The sequence below is a fragment of the Streptomyces sp. NPDC006691 genome (assembly GCF_042869955.1).
In the GTDB taxonomy this organism is placed as follows: domain Bacteria; phylum Actinomycetota; class Actinomycetes; order Streptomycetales; family Streptomycetaceae; genus Streptomyces.
Genome location: NZ_JBIAGW010000003.1, coordinates 21,568 through 43,725, shown reverse-complemented (window position 1 = coordinate 43,725; position 22,158 = coordinate 21,568). Strand labels below are relative to the sequence as shown.

General features: G+C 72.0%; 20 protein-coding genes. 11 read left to right on the top strand and 9 right to left on the bottom strand.

The window, feature by feature from the left end; translation table 11 throughout:
• The first annotated feature begins 51 nt into the window (after positions 1 to 51).
• The 4 genes from pelF to ACFYNP_RS06985 are packed head-to-tail and all read left to right on the top strand — an operon-like array spanning position 52 to position 4,520.
• The gene (pelF, locus tag ACFYNP_RS07000; protein ID WP_388783365.1) at positions 52 to 1,602 is read left to right on the top strand and encodes a GT4 family glycosyltransferase PelF; all 1,551 of its coding nucleotides are present in this window, start codon (positions 52 to 54) and stop codon (positions 1,600 to 1,602) included.
• Positions 1,599 to 3,035, top strand: a complete 1,437-nt coding sequence (locus ACFYNP_RS06995) for a hypothetical protein (RefSeq protein WP_388783362.1) — start codon at positions 1,599 to 1,601, stop codon at positions 3,033 to 3,035. The genes pelF and ACFYNP_RS06995 overlap by 4 nt, the downstream gene beginning before the upstream one ends.
• A gap of 49 nt (positions 3,036 to 3,084) precedes the next feature.
• Entirely contained in the window at positions 3,085 to 3,702 is a 618-nt protein-coding gene (locus ACFYNP_RS06990) for a spherulation-specific family 4 protein (protein ID WP_388408352.1), read from the top strand.
• Positions 3,699 to 4,520 carry an endo alpha-1,4 polygalactosaminidase gene (locus tag ACFYNP_RS06985; protein ID WP_388783359.1) on the top strand — a complete coding sequence of 274 codons (822 nt, stop codon included), beginning with the start codon at positions 3,699 to 3,701 and terminating at the stop codon, positions 4,518 to 4,520. The genes ACFYNP_RS06990 and ACFYNP_RS06985 overlap by 4 nt, the downstream gene beginning before the upstream one ends.
• 15 nt (positions 4,521 to 4,535) lie before the next feature.
• Here the strand turns inward: ACFYNP_RS06985 and ACFYNP_RS06980 are convergent, their stop codons facing one another.
• Positions 4,536 to 5,321 carry an adenosylcobinamide-GDP ribazoletransferase gene (locus tag ACFYNP_RS06980; RefSeq protein WP_388783356.1) on the bottom strand — a complete coding sequence of 262 codons (786 nt, stop codon included), beginning with the start codon at positions 5,319 to 5,321 and terminating at the stop codon, positions 4,536 to 4,538.
• A gap of 78 nt (positions 5,322 to 5,399) precedes the next feature.
• Between ACFYNP_RS06980 and ACFYNP_RS06975 the strand changes: the two genes are divergently transcribed.
• Entirely contained in the window at positions 5,400 to 6,155 is a 756-nt protein-coding gene (locus ACFYNP_RS06975; protein ID WP_388408359.1) for a hypothetical protein, read from the top strand.
• Here the strand turns inward: ACFYNP_RS06975 and ACFYNP_RS06970 are convergent.
• The 4 genes from ACFYNP_RS06970 to ACFYNP_RS06955 form a co-directional block, all read right to left on the bottom strand.
• On the bottom strand, positions 6,104 to 6,835 hold the full coding sequence (locus tag ACFYNP_RS06970; RefSeq protein ID WP_388408361.1) for a hypothetical protein: 732 nt from the start codon (positions 6,833 to 6,835) through the stop codon (positions 6,104 to 6,106). The two genes, ACFYNP_RS06975 and ACFYNP_RS06970, sit on opposite strands and share 52 nt — an antisense overlap.
• Positions 6,832 to 8,601 (bottom strand): phosphatidylglycerol lysyltransferase domain-containing protein, encoded by a 1,770-nt coding sequence (locus ACFYNP_RS06965; RefSeq protein ID WP_388783353.1) that lies wholly within the window; start codon positions 8,599 to 8,601, stop codon positions 6,832 to 6,834. The genes ACFYNP_RS06970 and ACFYNP_RS06965 overlap by 4 nt, the downstream gene beginning before the upstream one ends.
• Positions 8,602 to 8,680: 79 nt before the next feature.
• Positions 8,681 to 9,766, bottom strand: coding sequence for a nicotinate-nucleotide--dimethylbenzimidazole phosphoribosyltransferase (cobT, locus tag ACFYNP_RS06960; protein WP_388783351.1), 1,086 nt, complete (start codon positions 9,764 to 9,766; stop codon positions 8,681 to 8,683).
• Positions 9,767 to 9,796: 30 nt separating this feature from the next.
• Complete coding sequence (locus ACFYNP_RS06955; RefSeq protein WP_388783348.1) at positions 9,797 to 10,993, bottom strand: bifunctional adenosylcobinamide kinase/adenosylcobinamide-phosphate guanylyltransferase; 1,197 nt, start codon at positions 10,991 to 10,993, stop codon at positions 9,797 to 9,799.
• Between the two features lie 79 nt (positions 10,994 to 11,072).
• Here ACFYNP_RS06955 and ACFYNP_RS06950 point away from each other — a divergent pair, with 79 nt between their 5' ends.
• Positions 11,073 to 11,282 carry a hypothetical protein gene (locus tag ACFYNP_RS06950; protein WP_388408370.1) on the top strand — a complete coding sequence of 70 codons (210 nt, stop codon included), beginning with the start codon at positions 11,073 to 11,075 and terminating at the stop codon, positions 11,280 to 11,282.
• A gap of 39 nt (positions 11,283 to 11,321) precedes the next feature.
• Here ACFYNP_RS06950 and ACFYNP_RS06945 read toward each other — a convergent pair whose 3' ends face one another.
• From ACFYNP_RS06945 to ACFYNP_RS06935, 3 genes are all read right to left on the bottom strand, one after another.
• Entirely contained in the window at positions 11,322 to 12,419 is a 1,098-nt protein-coding gene (locus ACFYNP_RS06945) for a S1C family serine protease (RefSeq protein WP_388783346.1), read from the bottom strand.
• Between the two features lie 142 nt (positions 12,420 to 12,561).
• Positions 12,562 to 13,296 (bottom strand): class I SAM-dependent methyltransferase, encoded by a 735-nt coding sequence (locus tag ACFYNP_RS06940; RefSeq protein ID WP_388408533.1) that lies wholly within the window; start codon positions 13,294 to 13,296, stop codon positions 12,562 to 12,564.
• A 59-nt stretch (positions 13,297 to 13,355) separates the two neighbouring features.
• The gene (locus tag ACFYNP_RS06935; RefSeq protein WP_100574661.1) at positions 13,356 to 13,952 is read right to left on the bottom strand and encodes a DUF3043 domain-containing protein; all 597 of its coding nucleotides are present in this window, start codon (positions 13,950 to 13,952) and stop codon (positions 13,356 to 13,358) included.
• 263 nt (positions 13,953 to 14,215) lie between these two features.
• Here ACFYNP_RS06935 and ACFYNP_RS06930 point away from each other — a divergent pair, with 263 nt between their 5' ends.
• From ACFYNP_RS06930 to ACFYNP_RS06910, 5 genes are all read left to right on the top strand, one after another.
• The gene (locus ACFYNP_RS06930) at positions 14,216 to 15,010 is read left to right on the top strand and encodes a PspA/IM30 family protein (protein WP_388408377.1); all 795 of its coding nucleotides are present in this window, start codon (positions 14,216 to 14,218) and stop codon (positions 15,008 to 15,010) included.
• Positions 15,011 to 15,029: 19 nt separating this feature from the next.
• On the top strand, positions 15,030 to 15,308 hold the full coding sequence (locus tag ACFYNP_RS06925) for a hypothetical protein (RefSeq protein WP_388408380.1): 279 nt from the start codon (positions 15,030 to 15,032) through the stop codon (positions 15,306 to 15,308).
• Between the two features lie 36 nt (positions 15,309 to 15,344).
• Positions 15,345 to 16,568 (top strand): sensor histidine kinase, encoded by a 1,224-nt coding sequence (locus tag ACFYNP_RS06920; RefSeq protein WP_388783344.1) that lies wholly within the window; start codon positions 15,345 to 15,347, stop codon positions 16,566 to 16,568.
• A complete protein-coding gene (locus ACFYNP_RS06915; protein ID WP_388408385.1) occupies positions 16,565 to 17,254 on the top strand; it encodes a response regulator in 690 nt (229 codons plus the stop codon). The genes ACFYNP_RS06920 and ACFYNP_RS06915 overlap by 4 nt, the downstream gene beginning before the upstream one ends.
• A gap of 205 nt (positions 17,255 to 17,459) precedes the next feature.
• On the top strand, positions 17,460 to 20,579 hold the full coding sequence (locus ACFYNP_RS06910) for an efflux RND transporter permease subunit (RefSeq protein WP_388783342.1): 3,120 nt from the start codon (positions 17,460 to 17,462) through the stop codon (positions 20,577 to 20,579).
• A gap of 145 nt (positions 20,580 to 20,724) precedes the next feature.
• Here ACFYNP_RS06910 and nadA read toward each other — a convergent pair whose 3' ends face one another.
• The gene (gene nadA / locus ACFYNP_RS06905; RefSeq protein WP_388408390.1) at positions 20,725 to 21,939 is read right to left on the bottom strand and encodes a quinolinate synthase NadA; all 1,215 of its coding nucleotides are present in this window, start codon (positions 21,937 to 21,939) and stop codon (positions 20,725 to 20,727) included.
• Positions 21,940 to 22,158 lie beyond the last annotated feature (219 nt).

The window sequence follows — 22,158 nt, the reverse complement described above, 5'->3', positions numbered from 1 at the left end:
CAGCCGGCTGATCGTCAGTACCGCACGACCGCTTGTCCTGGGGGGACATTCATGCCGAGCAGTGGCCGTCATGTCACCATGCTCACGGAAGGCACGTATCCGCATGTGCACGGGGGTGTGAGCACCTGGTGCGACCAGCTCGTACGCGGCATGCCGGAGGTCGACTTCACCGTCGTCGCCCTCACCGGCAGCGGCCGCGAGCCGGTCGCCTGGGAGCTCCCGGCCAATGTCCGCCGGCACACGGCCTTCCCCCTGTGGGGGCCGCGGCCCGGCGGGCGGCGGCCGCTCCTCGGCAAGGAAAGGCGCCGGTTCACCGACACCTACGAGCGCTTCCTGCTCGCGCTGCTCGACCCGGAGTCCGGCTGTGACTTCGCCTCGGCCCTGTACGGCCTGGCGGAACGGGCCCGGGACGGGCGGCTCTCGGCGGCGCTCCGCTCCGAGGCGGCCCTCAAGTCGCTGATGTGGATCTGGACCATGCCGCACCTGGCACTGTCCCGGGCGAAACCCACCGTGCACGACGCCCTGACCGTGACCGACCTCCTGGAACACGCACTGCGCCCGCTGTCCGCCCGCATTCCGGCGGACAGCGTGGCGCACGCGGTCAGCAGCGGCCTCGCCACGCTGCCCGCACTCGCCGCGCAGTACTTCGACGGGGTGCCGTTCCTGCTCACCGAACACGGCATCTACCTGCGCGAGCGCTACCTCGGATACCGCGCGGGCGGGCAGAACTGGCCCGTCAAGGCGGTCCTGTTGAGCTTCTACCGGGAGCTCAACACGCTCGGCTACCGCAGGGCCGACCTCATCACGCCGTGCAACCAGTACAACCGCCGCTGGGAGGAGCGCGGAGGCGCCCCCGCCGAGCGCATCCGCACCGTCTACAACGGCGTGGACCCCGACCTGTTCCCGCACGCCGGACCCGACCCGGCCGTCCCCACCCTGAGCTGGTGCGGACGCATCGACCCGATCAAGGACCTGGAGACCCTGATCCGCGCGTACGCCATCGTGCGCGCCGAACTCCCGGACACCCGGCTGCGGTTGTACGGGGGAGTGCCGGCCGGCGGCGAGGCGTACCGGACCCGCCTGGAGAAGCTGGCCGCCGATCTCGGCGTCACCGACGGCATCTCCTACGAGGGCCGCGTCACCGATGTGGCGAGCGCGTACGCCTCGGGCAGTGTGGTGATGCTGTCCAGCATCAGCGAGGGCTTCCCGTTCTCGCTGATCGAGGCGATGTCCTGCGGCCGCGCCACCGTCTCCACGGACGTCGGAGGCGTACGCGAGGCGGCCGGCGAGGCGGGGATCGTGGTGCCGCCGCGCGAGCCCGCCGTCATGGCCGAGGCCGCCCTCGGGCTGCTCCGCGACCACGAACGCCGGGCCCGGCTCGGCGCCGAGGCCCGGCAGCGGGTGATCGACGAGTTCACCCTGCACCGCTCGGTGGACGGCTTCCGGCGGATCTACCGCGAACTGGCCGGCGACCTCCGACGCGAGCCCGTACCGGCCGCCTTCGCGCCCGAGGACGACTGGACCCTGCAACTCGTCGGCCCCTGGTGCCGCGAGCTGTCCCGGGACGTGCAGGCCGCCCCCCTCGGCGGGGCCGCCCGGTGAGCGGTTCCCCGCGGGCCGGCGGGAACGGCGGGCGGGACACCCTGCCCTTCATCCCGCGCCAGCGCCCGGCCCGGCCCGCCGACGGCGATCCGATGTCCGAACTCGCCGAGCGCTTGGACGAGTTGATAGCCGTGGCCGTGCATCCGGACGAGATAGCCGCGATCATCGAGTCCGACGGCATGACCGACGCCCAGATAAGAGCCCGCTACGGGCACCCCGACTCCTTCTCGCTCGCCGAGGAGCTCTACGACCGCGTGGAGCGCCGCTACCCGGCGCCCCCCGCCCCGCCCCCCGAGCCCTGGCACACCCGCCTCGGCTCGTGCCTGCTGCGCGGCCTCGTCTTCGCCCTGCCCGGACTCGCCTACGTCCTGGGGGCACCCCTGCTCGCCGGGCCCCGCGCCGCGTTCGGTCTGCCCGCGGGAACCGTTCCGCTGCTCGCGGGCACGGTCACCGGCTGGGTGTGGAACCAGTCGCTCTCGCACCGCGCGCACTCCTGGCTCAGCCTCGCCGACCGCCCGGCCGCCGTCCGCGCCCTGCGCCTGGGAGCCCCGCTCGGTGCCGCCCTCAGCGCCCTGTCCGCCATCGCCGTGACCGGCCCCGGCGAACTGTCCGCCGCCGCCTTCGCCGCCGGCCAGTGCTGCTACCTCTCGGCGGCGACCGCCCTGCTCGTGCTCGGGCGCGAACGCCCTTTGTTCTGCGCCCTGTTGCCGCTGACCCTGGGGGCCGTGCCGGGGCTCCCGGCCGCCGCGGGACCGCTGCTGCTGCTCGTCTCGCTGATCGCCGCGGTCACGCTCGCCGTGCTCACGCTGCGCCGCGAGGAGGCGGGGCCCGGGCCGCACGGCGCCGTCTCGCCCCGGCTCACCGCGTCCGTCCCCTACGGCCTGTTCGGGCTCGGCACCGGGATCCTCGTGCTGTACGCCGCTCTCGGCGACATCTTCCGGCACGGCTCCACGGGCACGGTCGCCGGGCCGTCCGCGGTCGCCCTCACGCTCAGCATGGGCCCCGCCGAGTGGCTGCTGCACCGCTTCCGGGCCCGCAGCGCCACCGGCCTGCGGTTCACCCAGAGCGCACGGGGCTTCCGCGGCGCGGTGGTCACCACGGTGGCCGTCTGCCTCGGCGCCTATCTGGCCCTCCTCGCCGCGCTCGCCGAGGCGGGCACCCGGCTGTGGCAGGACGCCCCGGCGCTGAGCGGGCCGCGCCTTGCCACCCTGCTCCTGATCGGCGCGGTGCTGTGGACCGGGCTGCTGCTCCAGTCGTTCGGGGCGGCGCCGGGCGCGGCCGTGGTGTGCTGCGCCGCGGCCGTCGCCCAGACCCTGGCGCTCGTCCTGGGCGCGCCGCCGACGACCGGCCTGGTGGTGTCGGGGACCGCGGCCGCGTTGCTGGCCGCGCTGGTCTGTGTCCTGCTGGGAAGGGCGACCGCCCACCGCCCATGAGACCGTCGCGGAGCATCCCGAGTACCCCGAGCATGCTGCGAGGAAGCACATGAGCAAGCTGTTGGTGCCCTATTACGAGCACCCGGCCGAGCGCCCCGACGCCTGGGACGCGCTGATCGCCGCCGCACCCTCGCTGTACGGGGTCGTCCTCAACCCGGCCAACGGGCCCGGGAGTTCACCCGACGCGGCCTTCGCGGCGGTGGCCGGCCGACTGCGCTCGGCGGGGGTGCGGGTACTCGGCTACGTGGACACCGCCTACGGCGGCCGGCCGCCCCAGGACGTGGTGCGCGAGGCGGCCCGCCACCACGACTGGTACGGGGCGCACGGGCTCTTCCTCGACCAGGCGGCCACCTCCGCCCGCCAGCTGCCGTACTACGCCGACCTGCGCACCGCACTCGCCGCGACCTACGACACGTACGTCACGCTGGTCCTGAACCACGGCGCGGTCCCGCACCCCGGGTACGGCCGGATCGCCGACCTCCAGGTCACCTACGAGGGTCCCTGGTCGGCGTACCGCCCGGCCGGTCCCGCCGGGCCCGACACCTGCCACCTGGTGTACGAGGCCCCGCCGGACGCGGTCGCCCAGGCGCCGGTCCACTGCCTGGTTCCGGGCCAACTCCCGCACCCCTGGGGTACGTTGCCGCACCGCCTTGAGCCCGTCCGATGAGGCGAGCGCTCCGGCCGCTCCTCCCGCTGGTGCTGCTCGCGGCCTGCACCGGCTCCCCGGACGGCCCCGACGGCGGGGACGGGGACGCCCGGGACACCGCGCCCCCGGCGCCCGCCGGCCCGCACTGGCAGCCGAAGCCGGGCCTGACCTGGCAGTGGCAGCTCAAGGGCAGACTCGACCCGGCCGTCGACGCCCAGGTCTACGACATCGACGCCTTCGACCAGAGCGCGGCGGCCGTGGCCGATCTGCACCGCAGGGGCCGCAAGGTCATCTGTTACGTCTCGACCGGTGCCTGGGAGAACTGGCGGCCGGACGCGGGGCGCTTCCCGAAGAGCGTGCTCGGCAAGGGCAACGGCTGGGACGGGGAGAAGTGGCTGGACATCCGCCGCACCGACGTCCTGGAACCGCTGATCGCCCGGCGCTTCGACCTGTGCCGCGCCAAGGGCTTCGACGCGGTCGAGCCGGACAACATGGACGGCTACGACAACGACACCGGCTTCCCTCTGAAGGCCGCCGACCAGCTCCGCTACAACGAGCTGATCGCCCGGCTGGCCCACGACCGGGGTCTCGCCGTGGGCCTCAAGAACGATCTGGACCAGATCCCGCAGCTCCTGGCCCACTTCGACTTCGCGGTCAACGAGCAGTGCGCCCAGTACCGCGAGTGCGAACGGCTCACCCCGTTCGTGACGGCGGGCAAGGCCGTGTTCCACGTGGAGTACGAGCTGCCCCCGGCCCGTTTCTGCGCCCAGTCCAAGAAGCTGGGGCTCAGCTCGATGGCGAAGAAGTACGACCTCCAGGTGTGGCGCGACCCCTGCTGAGGCTCCGCGCCCGGCTCAGCCGAGCGTGAGGGCGACCAGGGTCACCGTCGCCGAGGCCTCGGCGACCGCCCCGAACACATCGCCCGTCACCCCGCCGAACCGCCGTACGCAGCGTCCGAGGAGCCCCTCGGCCGCGGCGAGCCCGGCCGCCGCGGCGAGCGCGAAGTGCAGCGCGGACCAGGGTCCGAACGGCCACCCCGCCGCCGCGCAGGCCGCCGTCACCAGGGCGGCGGTCACCAGGGCGCGCCGGCCCGGCACCGTGCCCGCCACGACCGCGCCGAGCCCGTCCGGGCGGGCCGCCGGGACGCCCCGACGGGAGGCCAGGGTCAGCGCGGTGCGGGCGACCGCGGCCGCGACGACGGCGCCCACGGCCCCCCGGGCCCACCCGTCCCGCTCGTACAGATGGGCCAGGGCCGCGATCTGGGCGAGCAGGCAGAACAGCAGGGTGATCACGCCGAAGGGCCCGATGTCGCTCTGCTTCATGATGCGCAGCGCGTCCTCGGCGGGCTTGGCGCTGCCGAGCCCGTCGGCGACGTCGGCGAGGCCGTCCAGATGCAGGCCCCGGGTGAGCAGAGCGGGCGCGGCGGTGCTCACCACGCCCGCGAGCAGCGCCCCGGCCCCGAGCGCCCAGAGACCCGCGCCCGCGGCGGCCGCGCACAGGCCGACGGCGAGCCCGGCCAGCGGGGCCAGCGTCATGCCCGCGCGGGCGGCGGAGCGGTCCCACCGGGTGATGCGGGCGGGGAAGACGGTGAGGGTGCCGAAGGCGAAACGTACGCCGTGCAGGGCCTTGCTTGCGTTCACCCGGCGCAGGCTATCCCGAGCACTCCGGGCGCCCCGGACGGTAAATTGCGCATATCGGAGCAAACAGGAGCGGGTGGGATGGGTCACTGGTTCTACCGCAACATCACCGAGCCGGGGAAGCTCCCCATGCTGCTCGCGCTGGCCGCGTTCGTCCTGACGTTCCTGATCACGCGTTCCATCACCCGGCTGATCAGGGCCGGGCGCGGCCCCTTCCGGAACATCAGGCCCGGCGGCCTGCACATCCACCACGTGGTGCCCGGGGTCATCCTCACCGTGGTCGGCGGCTTCGGTGCGGTCGGCAGCGGCCGGCACGGCATCGCGGCGGCCGTCTTCGCCGTCCTGTTCGGGGCGGGCGCGGGCCTGGTCCTCGACGAGTTCGCGCTGATCCTGCACCTGGACGACGTGTACTGGAGCGAGAACGGGCGCAAGAGCGTGGAGATCGTGGTGCTCACCGCCGCCCTCATGACGCTGGTGCTCGCCGGTTTCTCACCGCTCGGCGTCAATGACGTGAGCCCCGGGGAGCGCCAGGACCGCGCCTCGTTCATCACCTCGATCGCGATCAACTTCTGTTTCGTGCTGGTCGCGCTGTTCAAGGGCAAGGTGCGGGTGGCGGTGCTCGGCATCTTCGTGCCGTTCGTGGCGCTGTTCGGCGCGATCAGGCTCGCCCGGCCCGGCTCCCCGTGGGCCCAGCGCTTCTACCGCAAACGGCCGCGGGCCAGGGCGCGGGCGGGGCTTCGGGCCTACCGCCACGACCGGCGCTGGTCCATGCCGCGCCGGCGCCTTCAGGACTGGATCGGCGGCGCACCCGACAAGCTCCCGGTACGCCGCCCCTGATCATGGCGGTCGCGCCGCCGTCTCCTGCGGACCCAGGTGATCCAGCAGATCACCGCCACCGCGATCAGGGCCGCGATGTGCTCCTTGCCCGCGAGGTTGTTCTTGAGCACCACCTCGACGACCATCGAGCCCGCCACCACCCCGGCCGTCCAGTACGCCCGGTAGCGCCAGCACACGTACACCGCGAGGGCGACGACGGCCGCCGAGGGGCCGGTGTCGACCATCTCGGCGGCCGAGGCCGGCAGCCCGAAGACGCTGTCGGGGCCGATGTGGATGCCGACCCGGGCGTACAGGGTGCCGGCCAGCGTCGCGACGTAGGCGATGAGCAGCATCCGGCCCCGCCCGATGCAGATCTCCGCGATGCCGAAGACGAGCAGCACCTGCGCGAGCGCACCCCACACCGGCAGGTCGAGGGCCGGCACGAAGAGCGAGAACGGGGTGCGCAGGAGCGAGATCCACAGCGGGTAGTCGGCCTTGACCGACCCGATGATCTGGATCGGTCTGAAGCCCCAGGACTGGTTCTGGATGAGCTGGAAGACCGAGGTGAGGACGACCGCCGAGAGCGTCAGCCAGATGGCCCGCCAGCGCTGGGTGCGCAGCGCGTACTTCACGGTCTTGTACAGGGGGCCCCACTCGCGCTCGGCGAACCGGAGCACTGTGCTCCGCACCCCTGTGCTCATCTCTGGGACTCCAGATGTCTGCGGTGCAGCCACTTGGGCAGGCCCGGTGCCTCCAGGAATCCCTCGGCGCGCGCGGACGCGATGGCGATGCGCGGCAGATCCGCGCTCTTCTCGAACAAGGTGAACCGCGGCTCCCAGATCGGCCGGTACTTGGCGTTGGACCGGTAGAGGGACTCGATCTGCCACCAGCGGGAGAAGAAGCTGAGGAGCGAACGCCACAGCCTCAGCACGGGTCCTGCCCCGAGCTTCGAGCCGCGCTCGAAGACGGAACGGAACATCGCGAAGTTCAGTGAGACCTGAGTGATCTCGATCTCCTTGGCGCGCTGGAGGAGTTCGATCACCATGAACTCGATCAGGCCGTTCTCGGAGTCGCGGTCACGCCGCATCAGGTCGAGCGAGAGGCCCTGGGGGCCCCAGGGGACGAAGCTGAGCAGCGCCCTCAACTCGCCCTCGCCGTCGAAGCATTCGAGCATCATGCACTGGCCGTCGGCAGGGTCGCCGAGCCGGCCGAGCGCCATGGAGAAGCCGCGTTCGGTGGCGCCGTCGCGCCAGTCGTCGGCCTTGCGCAGAAGTTCGTTCATCTCTTGGGCAGGAATGTCCGCGTGACGGCGGATCCGCACCTCGTACCCGGCCCTCTTCACCCGGTTGTACGCCTGGCGGACGGTCCGCATCGCGCGGCCCTCCAGGGTGAACTCGGCGGTCTCCACGATCGCCTCGTCGCCCATCTCCAGGGCGTCCAGGCCGTGCCGGGCATAGATCTGCCCGGCCTCCTCGCTGGCGCCGGTGACGGCCGGGATCCAGCCGTGCGCGCGGGCCTCGGCCAGCCAGGGCTCGATCGCGCCGGGCCAGGCCTCGGGGTCGCCGATCGGGTCGCCGGAGGCCAGCGAGACGCTGTTGATGACCCGGTAGGTGACGGCGGCCTTGCCGGTCGGGGACCAGATGACGGCCTTCTCGCGGCGCAGCGCGAAGTAGCCGAGAGAGTCGCGCTCGCCCTGCTTGTCCAGCAGCGCGCGCAGCTTCTCCTCGTCCTCGACGGTGAGCGGGTCGACGGCCCTGCGGTTGCGGAAGGCCGCGTAGATGACCGCGATCAGGAGCAGCGTGGCCAGCACGTTGATGGTGACGTTGACCCAGCCGGGGGTGGTGACGCCCTGGGTGTGCCGGTCGTCGGGGACGAGGAACACCAGGCGCATCACGCCGTAGCGCCAGCGCCGCAGGAACGTCGACTGGTCGGTGCCGTCGTAGGTGTTGGTGGCGCTGACCAGGACCGCCGCGATGAGCGAGGTGATGAGCAGGCCGCCGACGGCGGTGACGATCGCGGCCAGCGGGTTGGAGCGGTCGCCCTTGGCGTAGAACTCGCGGCGGCCCAACAGGAGGGCGAGCACGAACGCGGCGGTCAGGGCGAGCGAGATCCAGTTCTGGGCGTAGCGGTGGATCTCCGGGAACGTCATGGCGAACACGAACAGCATCAGGAAGAGGCCGCCGAGCACCATGTTGAGGATCCAGGCGGCCCGCTTGCGGCGCCGCATGGTGACGGCGAGGAAGAGCGTGACGAGACCGGAGGTGAACCCGGCTTCCAGCAGATACGGCGTGAAGTAGTCGTCGGTGTTGTGCCGCCGCAGCCCCTGGCCGAGGGTCACCCACACGGCACTGAGGAAGTTGATGAACGTGACCACGCGCAGGTACCAGACGGCGAACGCCGCCCCGGTGCGTGAGCGGGGGGTGCTCCGGTTCGTTCCTTCAGTGGTGCTCAAGCGGACTTCTCCCATGAAACGCGATGATATGGCGGCAAAGCGTTTCACAGCGGCCTCGGGCGGGGCCGGGGTAGCCCCCCGGCCCCGCCGTGGCTCACGCGTCGCTGTTCTCCCCGGCGCTCTCCGCGCGCTGGTCAGTGCGCTCGGGCAGCTCCGCGGCCAGGGCGGCCGCGGCTTGTACGAGGGGAAGAGCGAGCAATGCCCCGGTTCCTTCGCCCACTGTGACGCCATGATCGAGCAGAGGGTTGAGCGCCATCCGGTCCAGCGCCTTCGCCTGGCCCGGCTCGCCGCTCGCCTGGCCCGCCAGCCACCAGTCCGGAGCCCGGAAGGCCGCCCGCTGGGCCACCAGCGCACAGGCCGACGAGACGACCCCGTCCAGGATCACCGGCAGTCTGCGCACCGCACACTGCAACAGGAAACCGGTCGCGGCGGCAAGGTCCGCGCCGCCCACCGCCGCCAGAAGTTCGAGCTGGTCGCCGAGAACCGGCCGGGCCCGGCGCAGCGCGTCGCGGATCGCGGCGCACTTGCGCATCCACGCCAGGTCGTCGATCCCCGCGCCGCCGCGCCCGGTGACCACCGAGGCGTCCGTGCCGCACAGCGCCGCGATCAGCACCGCCGCCGGGGTGGTGCCGCCCACGCTGAGGTCGCCCAGCACCACCAGATCGGTGCCGGAGTCGGCCTCCTCGTCGGCGATCCTCATGCCGAGCCGGACGGCCGCCTCCGCCTCCTCGACGGTCAGGGCGTCCTCGATGTCGATCCGGCCGCTGCCGCGCCGCACCCGGTGCCGTACGACGTCCTCGGGCAGCAGGGCGGGGTCGCAGTCCAGGCCGGCGTCGACGACGCGGACCGAGGCGCCCTGGCGGCGGGCGAGCACCGCGACGGGGCTCCCGCCGTCCAGGACGGAGCGTACGAGGGTGTGCGCGGAGGAGGCGGGGCGGCCCGAGACGCCGAGCCCGGCCACGCCGTGGTCCCCGGCGAAGAGGATCACGCGGGGGCGCTCGACGGCCCGGACCGGGCTGGCGTTCTGCGCCGCCGACAGCCAGGTGGCCAGCTCGTCGAGCCGGCCGAGCGCGCCGGGCGGCACGGTCAGCCGCTCCCGGCGTTCCTCGGCGTCACGCCGCACACCGTTGTCGGGGCGTTCGATCAGATCGGAGAAGTCGTCCAGGTTCAGCCTGCTCATTTGCCGAACAGTACCGCCAGCGGATGGACATCAGCCGCGCAATGTGAGCGCCTGCCCCGCGACGACGAGCAGCACCTGCTCGCACTCGCCCGCGAACGCCGCGTTCAGGCGCCCGAGTTCGTCCCGGAACCGCCTCCCCGACGACGTCGCGGGGACCACGCCCGAGCCCACCTCGTTGCTCACCGCCACCACCGTCCGCGCGGTGGACCGCACCATCGCGACGAGTTCCTCCGTACGCTCCCTCAGCGCGCGCTCGCCGCCCGCCGCCCACTTCTCGTCGTCCCAGGCGCCGACCCGGTCCATCGCGTCGGTGAGCCACAGCGCCAGACAGTCGATCAGGAGCGGCGGCCCCGGCTCGTCGAGCAGCGGCGCGAGTTCGCAGGTCTCCTCGGTGCGCCAGGAGGCGGGCCGCCGTTCGCGGTGCAGGCCGACCCGCGCCGCCCACTCTGCGTCGCCGTCCCGGCCGCCGCCCGTCGCCACGTAGACGACGCCGGGGAAGCCGGCCAGGCGCCGCTCGGCCTCCACCGACTTGCCCGAGCGGGCGCCGCCCAGGACGAGGGTGCGGCGCGGCAGATCGGGCACCGCGTGGTACTCGCCGACGATCAGGGTGGTGCCGTCCGGCACCGCGCGGGCGCCGAGCGCGGCGAGCCGGCGCTCCAACTCCCGCCCGGGTGGCACGTCGTGGTCGATGTGCACCGCGATCACATCGGTGGCGGGGCCGATGCCGCCGGCCGCCCGCAGCCGCGCGAGCGCGTCCGGCCGTCCGGACACATCGGCCGCCACCATGTCGTAGGGCCGCACCTCGGCGGGGCCCGCGGGGGCGCCGCCCGGCGGCAGGTAGAGGAGCCGCTCGCCCTCGGGGGACGTCACCTCGTAACCGGTGCCCGGCGAGTCCAGCGGCACGGCGCGGACCCGGTGCCCGCTGATCAGCGTCAGCCTGCGGCCGTCCGGCACCCGGCCCGCCGCGGGCAGCCCGGCGGGCAGCTCCACGGCCGGACCGTCGTGCGGATGGGTGAGCAGCACCTGGCGCACCCCGGCCAGCGAGTGCCCGGCGCGGGCCGCGGCGAGCGCCGCGCCCGGGGTGAGGTCGAGCAGCAGCGCGCCGTCGACGAGCAGGGCGGTGGCGGCGCGGGCGTCCGCGCCACGGGCGAGGGCGCACGCGGCGCAGGGGCAGTCGGGGCGCGGCAGGCCGGCGGGGGCCCCGGTGCCGAGGAGAGTCAGTTCCACACCCACGATCCTCCCGCGTCGGTGGCCCTCTTGCGCGCCCGGTTACGCTGCGGGCAGCAACGTGACCCAGGAGGCGGACATGGCGTGGACGTGGCGTTTCGAGAAGTCGGACGGTACGGAGGTCGAGCCGGCGGTGGCGCCGGAGGAGTTCACGACCCAGGGCGATGCGGAGTCCTGGATCGGTGAGGTGTGGAAGGACCTGCTCGAAGGCGGGGCCGACCAGGTGTTCCTCTTCGAGGACGGCACCAAGGTCTACGGCCCGATGAGCCTGCACGCCGAGCAGGTCTGACGGGCGGGCCGGGGGCGCACGCGGCGCCCCCCGGCCCGCTCAGATCTCGCCGAGGGTGACCTCGGCCGTCTTCTTCGCGCCGTCGCGCGTGTACGTCACCGTGACCTTCTGGCCCGGCTTGTCCGCGGCCAGCGCCTCCGTCAGCGAGGTGATGGTCGAGATCTCGGTGTCGTTGAGCTTGGTGATGATGTCGCCCGCCCGCAGACCGGCCTTGGCGGCCGCCCCGTTCGCCGGGGCCTGTACGACCGCGACCCCGGCGGGCTGGTAGCCGGCGTCCACCACGGTGCGGCCGGTGATGCCGAGCGCGGCCCGGCCCGAGTCGGTGACCTTGCCGCTCTTGATGATCTGGTCGGCGACCGTCTTGACCATCGAGACCGGAATGGCGAAGCCGATGCCGGGGGCCGCGCTGCCGCCCATGTCCGGGTCGGTCGCGGCGAGCGTCGGAATGCCGATGACCTCGCTGTCCAGGTTCACCAGGGCACCACCGCTGTTGCCCGGGTTGATCGCGGCCGAGGTCTGCACCATGTTGGCGATGGTGGCGCCCGTGCCGCCGCCCGCGCTGCCCTCGGAGACGGTGCGCCCGGTCGCCGAGACGATGCCCTGGGTGACGCTGGAGGACAGGCCGAGCGGGGAGCCCATCGCCAGCACGATCTGGCCCATCTCGACCTTGGCGGAGTCGCCGAACCGCGCCGCCTTGAGGCCGCTGGGCATCGAGTCGAGCTTGATGACGGCGAGGTCCTGTTCCGGGTACGACGACACGAGCCGCGCGGTGATCGCCGTACCGCTGCCGGACGTCGACACCTTGAAGGTGCGCTCGTTGCCGACCACGTGCGCGTTGGTGACGATGTGCCCCTGGTCGTCGTAGACGATCCCGGACCCGAGGCTGTTGGACGCGTCGATCTGCACGACGGACGGCAGCACGTTCTTGATGACCCGCTGGTAGTCGCTCTGGAGGCTGTCGGTGACGCCGGAGCCGTTGCGCTGGGCGGGCGAGGAACTGGCGGACGGACTGGCCGACTTGGGCGCCGCGGCCGTGCTGCCGCCCGAACAGCCGCCCAGGAGGGCGACGCCGGCGACGGCGGCGGTCAACGGCAGCACCACGCGGCGCACCCGGCCGGGGCGAAGAGATGCATCCATGGCAGGAGTATCCCTTTGGTCCGAAATGACGGCCTGTCGGTGGGCCCGATCAGGTACCGGGGTCCCGGGGCCGGGGCCCGTTCGGCGGATACCCCGGCCGAAGACCGTTAGCCGGTGACCTCGGCCCCGCGGGGCCGAGGCCTCAGCCCCGTACGCCGAAGAGGTGCAGCAGCGCCGCGGTGTGGCGGTAGGGGTCGGTGCGGCCGGCCCGGTCCTCGGCGGCGAGCAGCCGATCCAGTTCGTCGGCGGCCGGAAGGTCCGTGGCGTTGGAGACGTTGTCGGTGAACACCCGCACCCCGTACCAGGTGTGCAGTGGCGCCGCGATCCCGTCGAGCGTGCGGGTCAGCGCGGCGAGCCGGTCGGCGCGCACCGGCAGGCCGAGCCGGTTGGTGTACGAGTCGGAGTCGAAGGCGGTGAGGGCGCCCGCCCAGTCACCGGCCAGCCCGGGCCGCATGGCGAGCGCGTCCGCGTTCCGCACCAGGAGCGAGAGGAGGCCGCCGGGGGCCAGCATCCGGGCCAGACCCGCGAGCATGGCGTCGGGCTCCTCGACGTACATCAGGACGCCGTGGCAGAGCACCACGTCGAAGGAGCCGGGCAGGAAGTGCACCCCGGTCTCGCGGCCGTCGCCCTCGATCAGGCGGACCCGCTCACGGATGCCCTCCGGCTCGGTGGCCAGCGCCTCGCGGGCCACCTTCAGCATCGCGGCGTCGGATTCGAGCCCGGTCACCGAATGCCCGGCGCGGGCCAGGCGCAGGGCCTGGGTGCCCTGGCCCATGCCGACGTCCAGGACGCGCAGGCGCTGGCCCACCGGGAAACGCCCGGCTATCTGCTCGTCGAGATGACGGGCCACGAGCTCCTGGCGGACCACATTGCGCAGCCCGCCGAGGCCCTTCAGCCAGGCGCCGGAGGCGCCGGTGAACCCGGACGGCTTCCCGCTCAGGGCCGCTCTCCGCGCTTGACCTGCGGCTTGGGCAGCCGCAGCCGGCGCATCTGGAGCGTGCGCATGAGGCCGTACGCGACGGCGCCCTTCTTCGGCTCGTCCGGGAAGCGGGCGGCGAGCGCCCTCTTCAGCCGGAAGGCGAGGCCGATGGAGTCGAGCACGATGAGCACGATCACCACGAGCCACAGCAGCAGAGAAAGGTTCTGCAGGCTGCCGATCCGGATCATCGAGAGCACCAGGATGATCACCGCGAGCGGCAGGAACATCTCGGCGACCGAGAACCGGGAGTCGACGAAGTCACGGGTGAACTTGCGCACCGGGCCCTTGTCACGGGCCGGCAGATAGCGCTGGTCACCATTGGCGAGGGCCTCGCGCTGCTTGGCCATGTCGACCCGGCGGGCCTCGCGCTGGCGCTTGGCGGCCTCCTTGCGGTCGGTCGGCACGGTCGAGGCACGGCGCCGCTGGGTCTGCGCCTCACTCCGCTTGGGAGTGGGGCGCCCCTTGGGGGCCTCGGGGTCGCGGGGCGCTTTGGAGAGGTCCGCCGTCACCTTGTCGGTGGGGGCCTTCTCTGCGTTGGAACGGCTACGGAACACAATCCCCAAGGGTACGGGGTGCCCGGCATGGACCCCAGGCCGGTGGGGAACGATCCCACAACGCCTTGCGTCCTCACTGGTGGCCGATGCACCGTTCCCCGAGGTTCACCTACTCCCTGCGCCGGATCGACGCCGGACACAGTCGTCCTTGGGGATGAGCGCATCGGCGCCCGAACAGTGCGGTAATGGATGCAGGGCCCGTACTGTGGGTTCTGTTGCAGCAGCTGGAGCTGGAGTCCGTCAGAAGGGGGCGCGCGAAGCCCATGAGCGGTGTCATGAAGCGTATGGGGATGATCTTCCGCGCGAAGGCGAACAAGGCCCTTGACCGGGCCGAGGACCCTCGCGAGACCCTCGATTACTCGTACCAGAAGCAGCTTGAGCTGCTTCAGAAGGTGCGCAGGGGAGTCGCCGACGTGGCGACCTCCCGCAAGCGTCTGGAGCTACAGCTCAACCAGCTGCAGATCCAGTCCACCAAGCTGGAGGAGCAGGGGCGCAAGGCCCTCTCGCTGGGCCGTGAGGACCTGGCCCGCGAGGCCCTGTCCCGGCGCGCCTCGTTGCAGCAGCAGGTCACCGACCTGGAGACGCAGCACCAGACGTTGCAGGGCGAGGAGGAGAAGCTCACCCTTGCGGCCCAGCGCCTCCAGGCCAAGGTCGACGCCTTCCGCACCAAGAAGGAAACGATCAAGGCGACGTACACGGCGGCCCAGGCGCAGACCCGGATCGCCGAGTCCTTCTCGGGCATCTCCGAGGAGATGAGCGACGTCGGCATGGCCATCCAGCGCGCCGAGGACAAGACCGCGCAGCTCCAGGCGCGGGCCGGTGCGATCGACGAACTCCTCGCCTCGGGCGCCCTCGACGACCAGTCGGGGCTCGCCAAGGACGACATCCAGACCGAGCTGGACCGGCTGTCCGGTGGTACGGATGTGGAGCTGGAACTGCAACGGATGAAGGCCGAGCTGATGGGCGGCGAGTCCGGCGGGAAGCAGGCCATCGAGGGCGGCGCCGCCGCTCCTCAGGACAAGGCCCCGCAGCAGAGCCCGCGCTTCGACAAGCAGTGACGAGCGGCAGGAGACGTTCATGATCGTCCGGATCATGGGGGAGGGGCAGGTGAAGCTGGCGGACAGCCACTTCACCGAGCTCAACAAGCTCGACGACGAGCTCCTCGCTCAGATGGAGGAGGGCGACGAGGGCGGCTTCCGCCGCACCCTGGGCGAGCTCCTGGAAGCGGTGCGCCGCCTGGGCGAGCCGCTTCCCGACGACGCCCTGGAGCCGTCCGAGCTGATCCTGCCGAGCCCGGACGCCAGTCTGGACGAGGTCAGGGAGATGCTCGGCGACGACGGCCTCATCCCGGGCTGACGGGGCGGGGTCCCGGCCCCCTTACGGTAGGTGACCGTGACCCCCGTCGACCGTGCCCGCCCCTGGCTCAGGGCGCATCCGCTGGCCCTGGACGCCGCCCTCGCGCTCGGCGTCCTGATCTGCATGGTCCTCGGCTCCTTCGCCGACCCGCACGGGCCGAACGGGCCGACCTTCGGCACCCGGACGCCGGGGCTGCGTTCGCTCGTCCTGATGGTTCTCGGAGCCGGGGCGCTGGTGCTGCGACGGCGTCGGCCCATGGAGGTGCTCGGCTGCACCGGCCTGCTTGCCATGGTCGAGCTGAGCCTGGGCGACCCGCCCGCGCCCGTCGCGATGAGCGCCGTCGTCGCGCTCTACACCGTCGCCGCCCACACCGACCGCCCCACCACCTACCGGGTCGGCGTGCTCAGCATCGTCGTGCTCACCGGCACGGCCATGCTCTTCGGCACCCCGCCCTGGTACTCCCAGGAGCACCTCGGAATCTTCGCCTGGACCGGCATGGCCGCGGCCGCGGGGGACGCCGTGCGCAGCCGGCGCGCCTTCATCGACGCGATCCGCGAGCGCGCCGAGCGGGCCGAGCACGGCCGCGAGGAGGAGGCCAGGCGCCGGGTCGCCGAGGAGCGGCTGCGCATCGCCCGCGACCTGCACGATGTGGTGGCCCACCACATCGCCCTGGTCAATGTGCAGGCCGGCGTCGCGGCCCACGTCATGGACAAGCGGCCCGACCAGGCCAAGGAGGCGCTCGCCCATGTGCGCGAGGCCAGCCGCTCGGCCTTGAACGAACTCCGTTCCACCGTCGGCCTGTTGCGCCAGTCCGGCGACCCGGCCGCCCCCACCGAGCCCGCCCCCGGGCTCGCCGTCCTGGACGATCTGCTCGGCGGCTTCCGGCGCGCGGGCCTGCCCGTGGAACTCGCCCGCACCGACGACACCCCGCTGCCGGCCGCCGTCGACCTCGCCGCGTACCGGGTCATCCAGGAGGCGCTCACCAATGTGCGCAAGCACGCGGGGCCGGGCGCCAAGGCCGAGGTGAGCGTCGTACGGGTCGGGCCCCACACCGAGATCACCGTCATCGACAACGGCGCGGGCACCGGCAGCACGGCCGGTGACGGCGGCGGCCACGGCCTGCTCGGCATGCGCGAGCGGGTCACCGCGCTCGGCGGCAGCTGCACCGCCGGACCCCGCTACGGCGGCGGCTTCCGCGTACAGGCGATACTGCCGGTCAAGGCCGCGGAGACCGGGGCCCCGGGGGAAGGCACGCCATGACCATCACGGTGGTACTCGCCGACGACCAGGCGCTGCTGCGCTCGGCCTTCCGGGTCCTGGTGGACTCCGAGCCGGACATGGAGGTCGTCGGGGAGGCGGCCGACGGGGCCGCGGTCGTCGACGTGGTCCGCGCGACCCGGCCGGACGTGGTCCTGATGGACATCCGGATGCCCGGCACCGACGGCCTCGCCGCCACCCGTGCCATCACCGCCGATCCGGCCCTGGCCGCCGTCCACGTGGTGATGCTGACGACGTTCGAGGTCGACGAGTACGTGGTGCAGTCGCTGCGCGCGGGCGCCTCGGGTTTCCTCGGCAAGGGCGCCGAACCCGAGGAACTGCTCGGCGCGATCCGCCTCGCCGCGGCCGGCGAGGCGCTTCTCTCACCGGCCGCGACCAAGGGCCTGATCACCACTTTCCTTGCGCAGGGCGGTAGTTGGGACGGCGGCGGCGAGGACCCGCGGCGGCACGGCGAGCGGCTCGCCACGCTGACCGTCCGCGAGCGCGAGGTCCTGGTCCAGGTCGCGGGCGGCCACTCCAACGACGAGATCGCCGAGCGCCTCGCCGTCAGCCCGCTCACGGTCAAGACCCATGTCAACCGGGCCATGGCCAAGCTGAGCGCCCGCGACCGGGCCCAATTGGTGGTAATCGCCTACGAATCGGGGCTTGTCCGTCCACGGGTGGACTGAAGGGTGGAGTGCGGCGTACTGCGGCTGCGGTACGCGCGGGATAAGGAAAGGGACCTGGGAGCGAGGAATCGAACCCGCCCCATGGCGGAGGGTTGTGGGCGGGGGCCGGGTCTTCCCGGATGATGCGCCGCGTGGTCACGGGCCGGTCCGCCTGCCCTCCTGCTGGGTACAGCCGCTCGCACGCCACAGAAGAGAGACCCCACCCATGTCCTGGCTGTCCAGATTCAGCCTCGCACAACGGGCCCTGATAGGCCTGATGTCGATCGTCGCGATCGTCTTCGGGGCGATCGCCATTCCGCAGCTCAAGCAGCAACTGCTGCCCACCATCGAACTGCCGATGGTGTCGGTGCTCGCCCCCTACCAGGGCGCGTCCCCCGATGTGGTCGAGAAGCAGGTCGTCGAGCCGCTCGAAAAGAACATCAAGGCCGTCAGCGGGGTCAAGGGCATCACGTCCACGGCCTCCGAGGGCAACGCCGTGATCATGGCGACCTTCGACTTCGGCACCGGTACGAAGCAGCTCGTCGCCGACATCCAGCAGGCCGTCAACCGGTCCCGCACCCAGATCCCCACCGAGGTCGACCCGCAGGTCGTCGCCGGCTCCACCGACGACATGCCGACCGTGGTGCTCGCGGTGACCTCCGACAAGGACCAGCAGGCGCTCGCCGACCAGCTGGACCGCACGGTCGTCCCGGCCCTGGAGGACATCAAGGGCGTCGGCCGCGTCAGCGTCGACGGCGTCCAGGACCTCCAGGTCAACGTGACGCCCGACGCGAAGAAGCTGGCCGCGGCCGGCCTCACCACGATGACCCTCGGCGACGCCCTCAAGGCGGGCGGCGCGACGGTCCCCGGCGGCTCCTTCTCCGAGGACGGCAAGAGCCGTACGGTCCAGGTCGGCGCGCCCTACACCTCCCTGAAGCAGATCGAGGACCTGCGGATCAAGCCGCAGCAGGGTGCCCCGGTCCGCCTCGGTGACATCGCCACCGTCAAGCAGCAGCCCGCGCAGCGCGTCTCCATCACCCGCACCGACGGCAAGCCCAGCCTCGCCGTGACGGCCACCATGGACCACGACGGCAGCGCCGTCGCGATCTCGAAGGCCGTCAAGGACAAGCTGCCGGATCTGAAGAAGGACCTCGGTTCCGGCGCGGAGATCACCGTCGCCATGGACCAGGGCCCGCAGGTCTCCAAGGCCATCTCGGGTCTGACCACGGAGGGCGCGCTCGGCCTGCTCTTCGCCGTGATCGTGATCCTGCTCTTCCTGGCCTCGATCCGCTCGACGCTGGTGACCGCGGTCTCCATCCCGCTGTCCGTGGTCCTCGCGCTGATCGTGCTGTGGACGCAGGACCTCTCCCTCAACATGCTCACGCTGGGCGCGCTGACGATCGCGATCGGCCGGGTCGTGGACGACTCGATCGTGGTCCTGGAGAACATCAAGCGCCACCTCGGCTACGGCGAGGAGCGCCAGGCGGCGATCCTGGCGGCCGTCAAGGAGGTGGCCGGCGCGGTCACCGCCTCGACGCTCACCACCGTCGCGGTGTTCCTGCCGATCGCCTTCGTGAACGGCATGGTGGGCGAGCTGTTCGGCTCGTTCAGCCTCACCGTCACCGCGGCCCTGCTCGCCTCGCTGCTCGTCTCCCTGACCGTCGTGCCGGTCCTGTCGTACTGGTTCCTGCGCGCGCCCAAGGCGATCGCGGGCATCGACCCCGACGAGGCGCGCCGCAGGGCCGAGGAGAAGGAGAACAAGTCCCGGCTCCAGCGCCTCTACGTCCCGGTGCTGCGCTTCGCGACCCGTCGCCGCCTCACCAGCGTGCTGATCGCGGTCGTCGTCCTGATCGGCACCTTCGGCATGGCCGGCCTCCTGAAGACCAACTTCTTCGACCAGGGCGAGCAGGACAGCCTGTCGATCAAGCAGGAGCTGGCGCCCGGCACCAGCCTGGACGCGGCGGACGCCGCGTCCAAGAGGATCGAGGCGATCCTGGCCGCCGACCCGGCGGTCAAGAGCTACCAGGTCACCGTCGGCTCCTCCGGCTTCATGGCGGCCTTCGGCGGCGGCACCGGTGCCAACCAGGCCTCGTACACGGTGACGCTGAAGAACGCGAGCGACTACGACAAGGCGCACGACCGCCTGGAGAAGGCCCTCAAGGGCCAGCCGGGCAACCCGGCCATCACGGCCGGCGGCGGCTTCGGCAGCCAGGACCTCAGCGTGGTCGTCAAGGCGTCCGACGGTGACGTCCTGAAGCGGGCCTCCGAGCAGGTGCGCCAGGCCGTCGCGAGCCTCAAGGACGTCAGCGACGTCCAGAGCGACCTGGCGCAGAGCGTGCCCCGGGTCTCGGTGCAGCCCAACGACAAGGCGGCCGAGGCGGGCTTCAACCAGGCCACGCTCGGCATGGCCGTCGCCCAGCAGGTGCACGGCACCCAGGTCACCAAGGCGATCATGGGCGACTCGGAGCGGGACGTGTACATCACCTCGCCCGACCCGGCCACGACCCTGGACCAGCTCAGGAACCTGCCGCTCGGCCCGGTCAAGCTCGGTGACATCGCCGATGTGAAGCTGGTGCCCGGCCCGGTCTCGATGACCCGGATCGACGGCGCCCGCTCGGCGACCATCACCGCCAAGCCGGTCGGCGACAACACCGGCAAGGTCAGCACCGACCTCCAGAGCAGGATCGACGCCCTGAAGCTGCCGTCCGGCGCCACCGCCACCATCGGCGGCGTCTCCTCGGACCAGTCGGACGCGTTCAAGAACCTGGCCCTGGCGATGCTGGCCGCGATCGCGATCGTCTTCATGCTCCTGGTCGCGACCTTCAAGTCCCTCATCCAGCCGCTGATCCTGCTGGTCTCCATCCCGTTCGCCGCCACCGGCGCGATCGGCCTGCTCGCGGCGACGGACACCCCGATGGGCGTCCCGGCGATGATCGGCATGCTGATGCTGATCGGCATCGTGGTGACCAACGCGATCGTCCTGATCGACCTGATCAACCAGTACCGCAAGCAGGGCCTCGGAGTGATCGAGGCGGTCGTCGAGGGTGGCCGCCACCGTCTGCGCCCGATCCTGATGACCGCCCTCGCGACGATCTTCGCGCTGCTCCCGATGGCGCTCGGCGTCACGGGCGAGGGAGGCTTCATCGCCCAGCCGCTCGCGGTCGTGGTGATCGGCGGTCTGGTGACGTCGACGCTGCTCACCCTGCTCCTGGTCCCGACCCTCTACGCGATGGTCGAGCTCCGCAAGGAGCGCAGGGCCGAGAAGAAGGCGGCCAAGCGCGGCGAGCCGGTGGACGAGCCCACTGCGTCGGACGCCTCCGACGAGCGGGAGCGGGCCAACGCCTGACCCTCGCCGTACGGGCCCGATCCGGCCCGCAGGTGCGCCGAAGGCCGCCCCCTCGCAAAGGGGCGGCCTTCCGTCGTGTGCGGGGGCGTCCGCTGTGTCCGGGGCCCGGGGCCCGGGGCCCGGGGTCCGGGTTACGGGGGCCGGGTTACGGCAGGGCCAGCATCCGCTCCAGGGCGAGCTTCGCGAAGCTCTCGGTCTCGCGGTCGACCTGGATCTGGTTGATCAGCTTGCCCTCGGCGAGCGACTCCAGGGTCCACACCAGGTGCGGCAGGTCGATGCGGTTCATGGTCGAGCAGAAGCAGACCGTCTTGTCGAGGAAGACGATCTCCTTGTCCTCGGCGGCGAACCGGTTGGCCAGGCGGCGCACCAGGTTCAGCTCGGTGCCGATCGCCCACTTCGAGCCGCGCGGGGCCGCCTCCAGGGCCTTGATGATGTACTCCGTCGAGCCGACGTAGTCCGCCGCGGCCACGACCTCGTGCTTGCACTCGGGGTGCACCAGGACGTTCACGCCCGGGATGCGCTCGCGCACGTCGTTCACCGAGTCGAGCGAGAAGCGGCCGTGCACCGAGCAGTGCCCGCGCCACAGGATCATCTTCGCGTTCCGCAGCTGCTCGACGGTGAGGCCGCCGTTCGGCTTGTGCGGGTTGTAGAGCACGCAGTCGTCGAGGGACATGCCGAGGTCGCGCACGGCGGTGTTGCGGCCCAGGTGCTGGTCCGGCAGGAACAGGACCTTCTCGCCCTGCTCGAAGGCCCAGTTCAGGGCGCGCTCGGCATTGGAGGAGGTGCAGATGGTGCCGCCGTGCTTGCCGGTGAACGCCTTGATGTCGGCCGAGGAGTTCATGTACGAGACGGGGACGACCTGCTCGGCCACCCCGGCCTCGGTCAGCACGTCCCAGCACTCGGCGACCTGCTCGGCGGTGGCCATGTCGGCCATCGAGCAGCCCGCGGCGAGGTCCGGAAGGACGACCTTCTGGTCGTCGCCGGTCAGGATGTCCGCGGACTCGGCCATGAAGTGCACACCGCAGAACACGATGTACTCGGCCTCGGGCTTGGCGGCCGCGTCCTTGGCCAGCTTGAACGAGTCGCCCGTCACATCGGCGAACTCGATGACCTCGTCGCGCTGGTAGTGGTGCCCGAGGATGAAGACCTTGTCCCCGAGCTTCTCCTTGGCCGCACGGGCCCGCGCCACCAGGTCCGGGTCGGAGGGCGAAGGAAGGTCGCCGGGGCACTCCACGCCGCGCTCGCTCCTGGGGTCGGCCTCGCGGCCGAGCAGGAGCAGCGCGAGCGGCGTCGGCTGTACGTCGAGCTCGACGCGTCCGGCGAGGTCCTGACGGGGCTGGGCGGTGGTCACGTCACGCACCCTTTCTGTTTCCTGAGCAGTGCGGCGGAGCCGCTCCAGTGGCCCCAGGTGCTTGCACGCGGGGGTTTTCGTCTAAATGACGTTATCTATCATAACCGCTTCACGTCACTTTGACGATGGCGATAGCGTCGATGTGACGCACCCGGTCCCGCGCCGAGTTGTCCCCAGGCCTTTTCCCGCCCGCCGCCGTGTGTGCGAGCATGAAAGAAGAAGAACCCG

Coding starts and splice junctions, on each gene's coding strand:
- ACFYNP_RS06965 (WP_388783353.1), bottom strand. CDS start 8,601: ATGGGAGAAGTCCGCTTGAGCACCACTGAAGGAACGAACCGGAGCACC.
- ACFYNP_RS06990 (WP_388408352.1), top strand. CDS start 3,085: ATGAGCAAGCTGTTGGTGCCCTATTACGAGCACCCGGCCGAGCGCCCC.
- ACFYNP_RS06925 (WP_388408380.1), top strand. CDS start 15,030: ATGATCGTCCGGATCATGGGGGAGGGGCAGGTGAAGCTGGCGGACAGC.
- ACFYNP_RS06910 (WP_388783342.1), top strand. CDS start 17,460: ATGTCCTGGCTGTCCAGATTCAGCCTCGCACAACGGGCCCTGATAGGC.
- pelF (WP_388783365.1), top strand. CDS start 52: ATGCCGAGCAGTGGCCGTCATGTCACCATGCTCACGGAAGGCACGTAT.
- ACFYNP_RS06915 (WP_388408385.1), top strand. CDS start 16,565: ATGACCATCACGGTGGTACTCGCCGACGACCAGGCGCTGCTGCGCTCG.
- ACFYNP_RS06985 (WP_388783359.1), top strand. CDS start 3,699: ATGAGGCGAGCGCTCCGGCCGCTCCTCCCGCTGGTGCTGCTCGCGGCC.
- ACFYNP_RS06975 (WP_388408359.1), top strand. CDS start 5,400: ATGGGTCACTGGTTCTACCGCAACATCACCGAGCCGGGGAAGCTCCCC.
- cobT (WP_388783351.1), bottom strand. CDS start 9,766: ATGAGCAGGCTGAACCTGGACGACTTCTCCGATCTGATCGAACGCCCC.
- ACFYNP_RS06930 (WP_388408377.1), top strand. CDS start 14,216: ATGAGCGGTGTCATGAAGCGTATGGGGATGATCTTCCGCGCGAAGGCG.
- ACFYNP_RS06970 (WP_388408361.1), bottom strand. CDS start 6,835: ATGAGCACAGGGGTGCGGAGCACAGTGCTCCGGTTCGCCGAGCGCGAG.
- ACFYNP_RS06950 (WP_388408370.1), top strand. CDS start 11,073: ATGGCGTGGACGTGGCGTTTCGAGAAGTCGGACGGTACGGAGGTCGAG.
- ACFYNP_RS06945 (WP_388783346.1), bottom strand. CDS start 12,419: ATGGATGCATCTCTTCGCCCCGGCCGGGTGCGCCGCGTGGTGCTGCCG.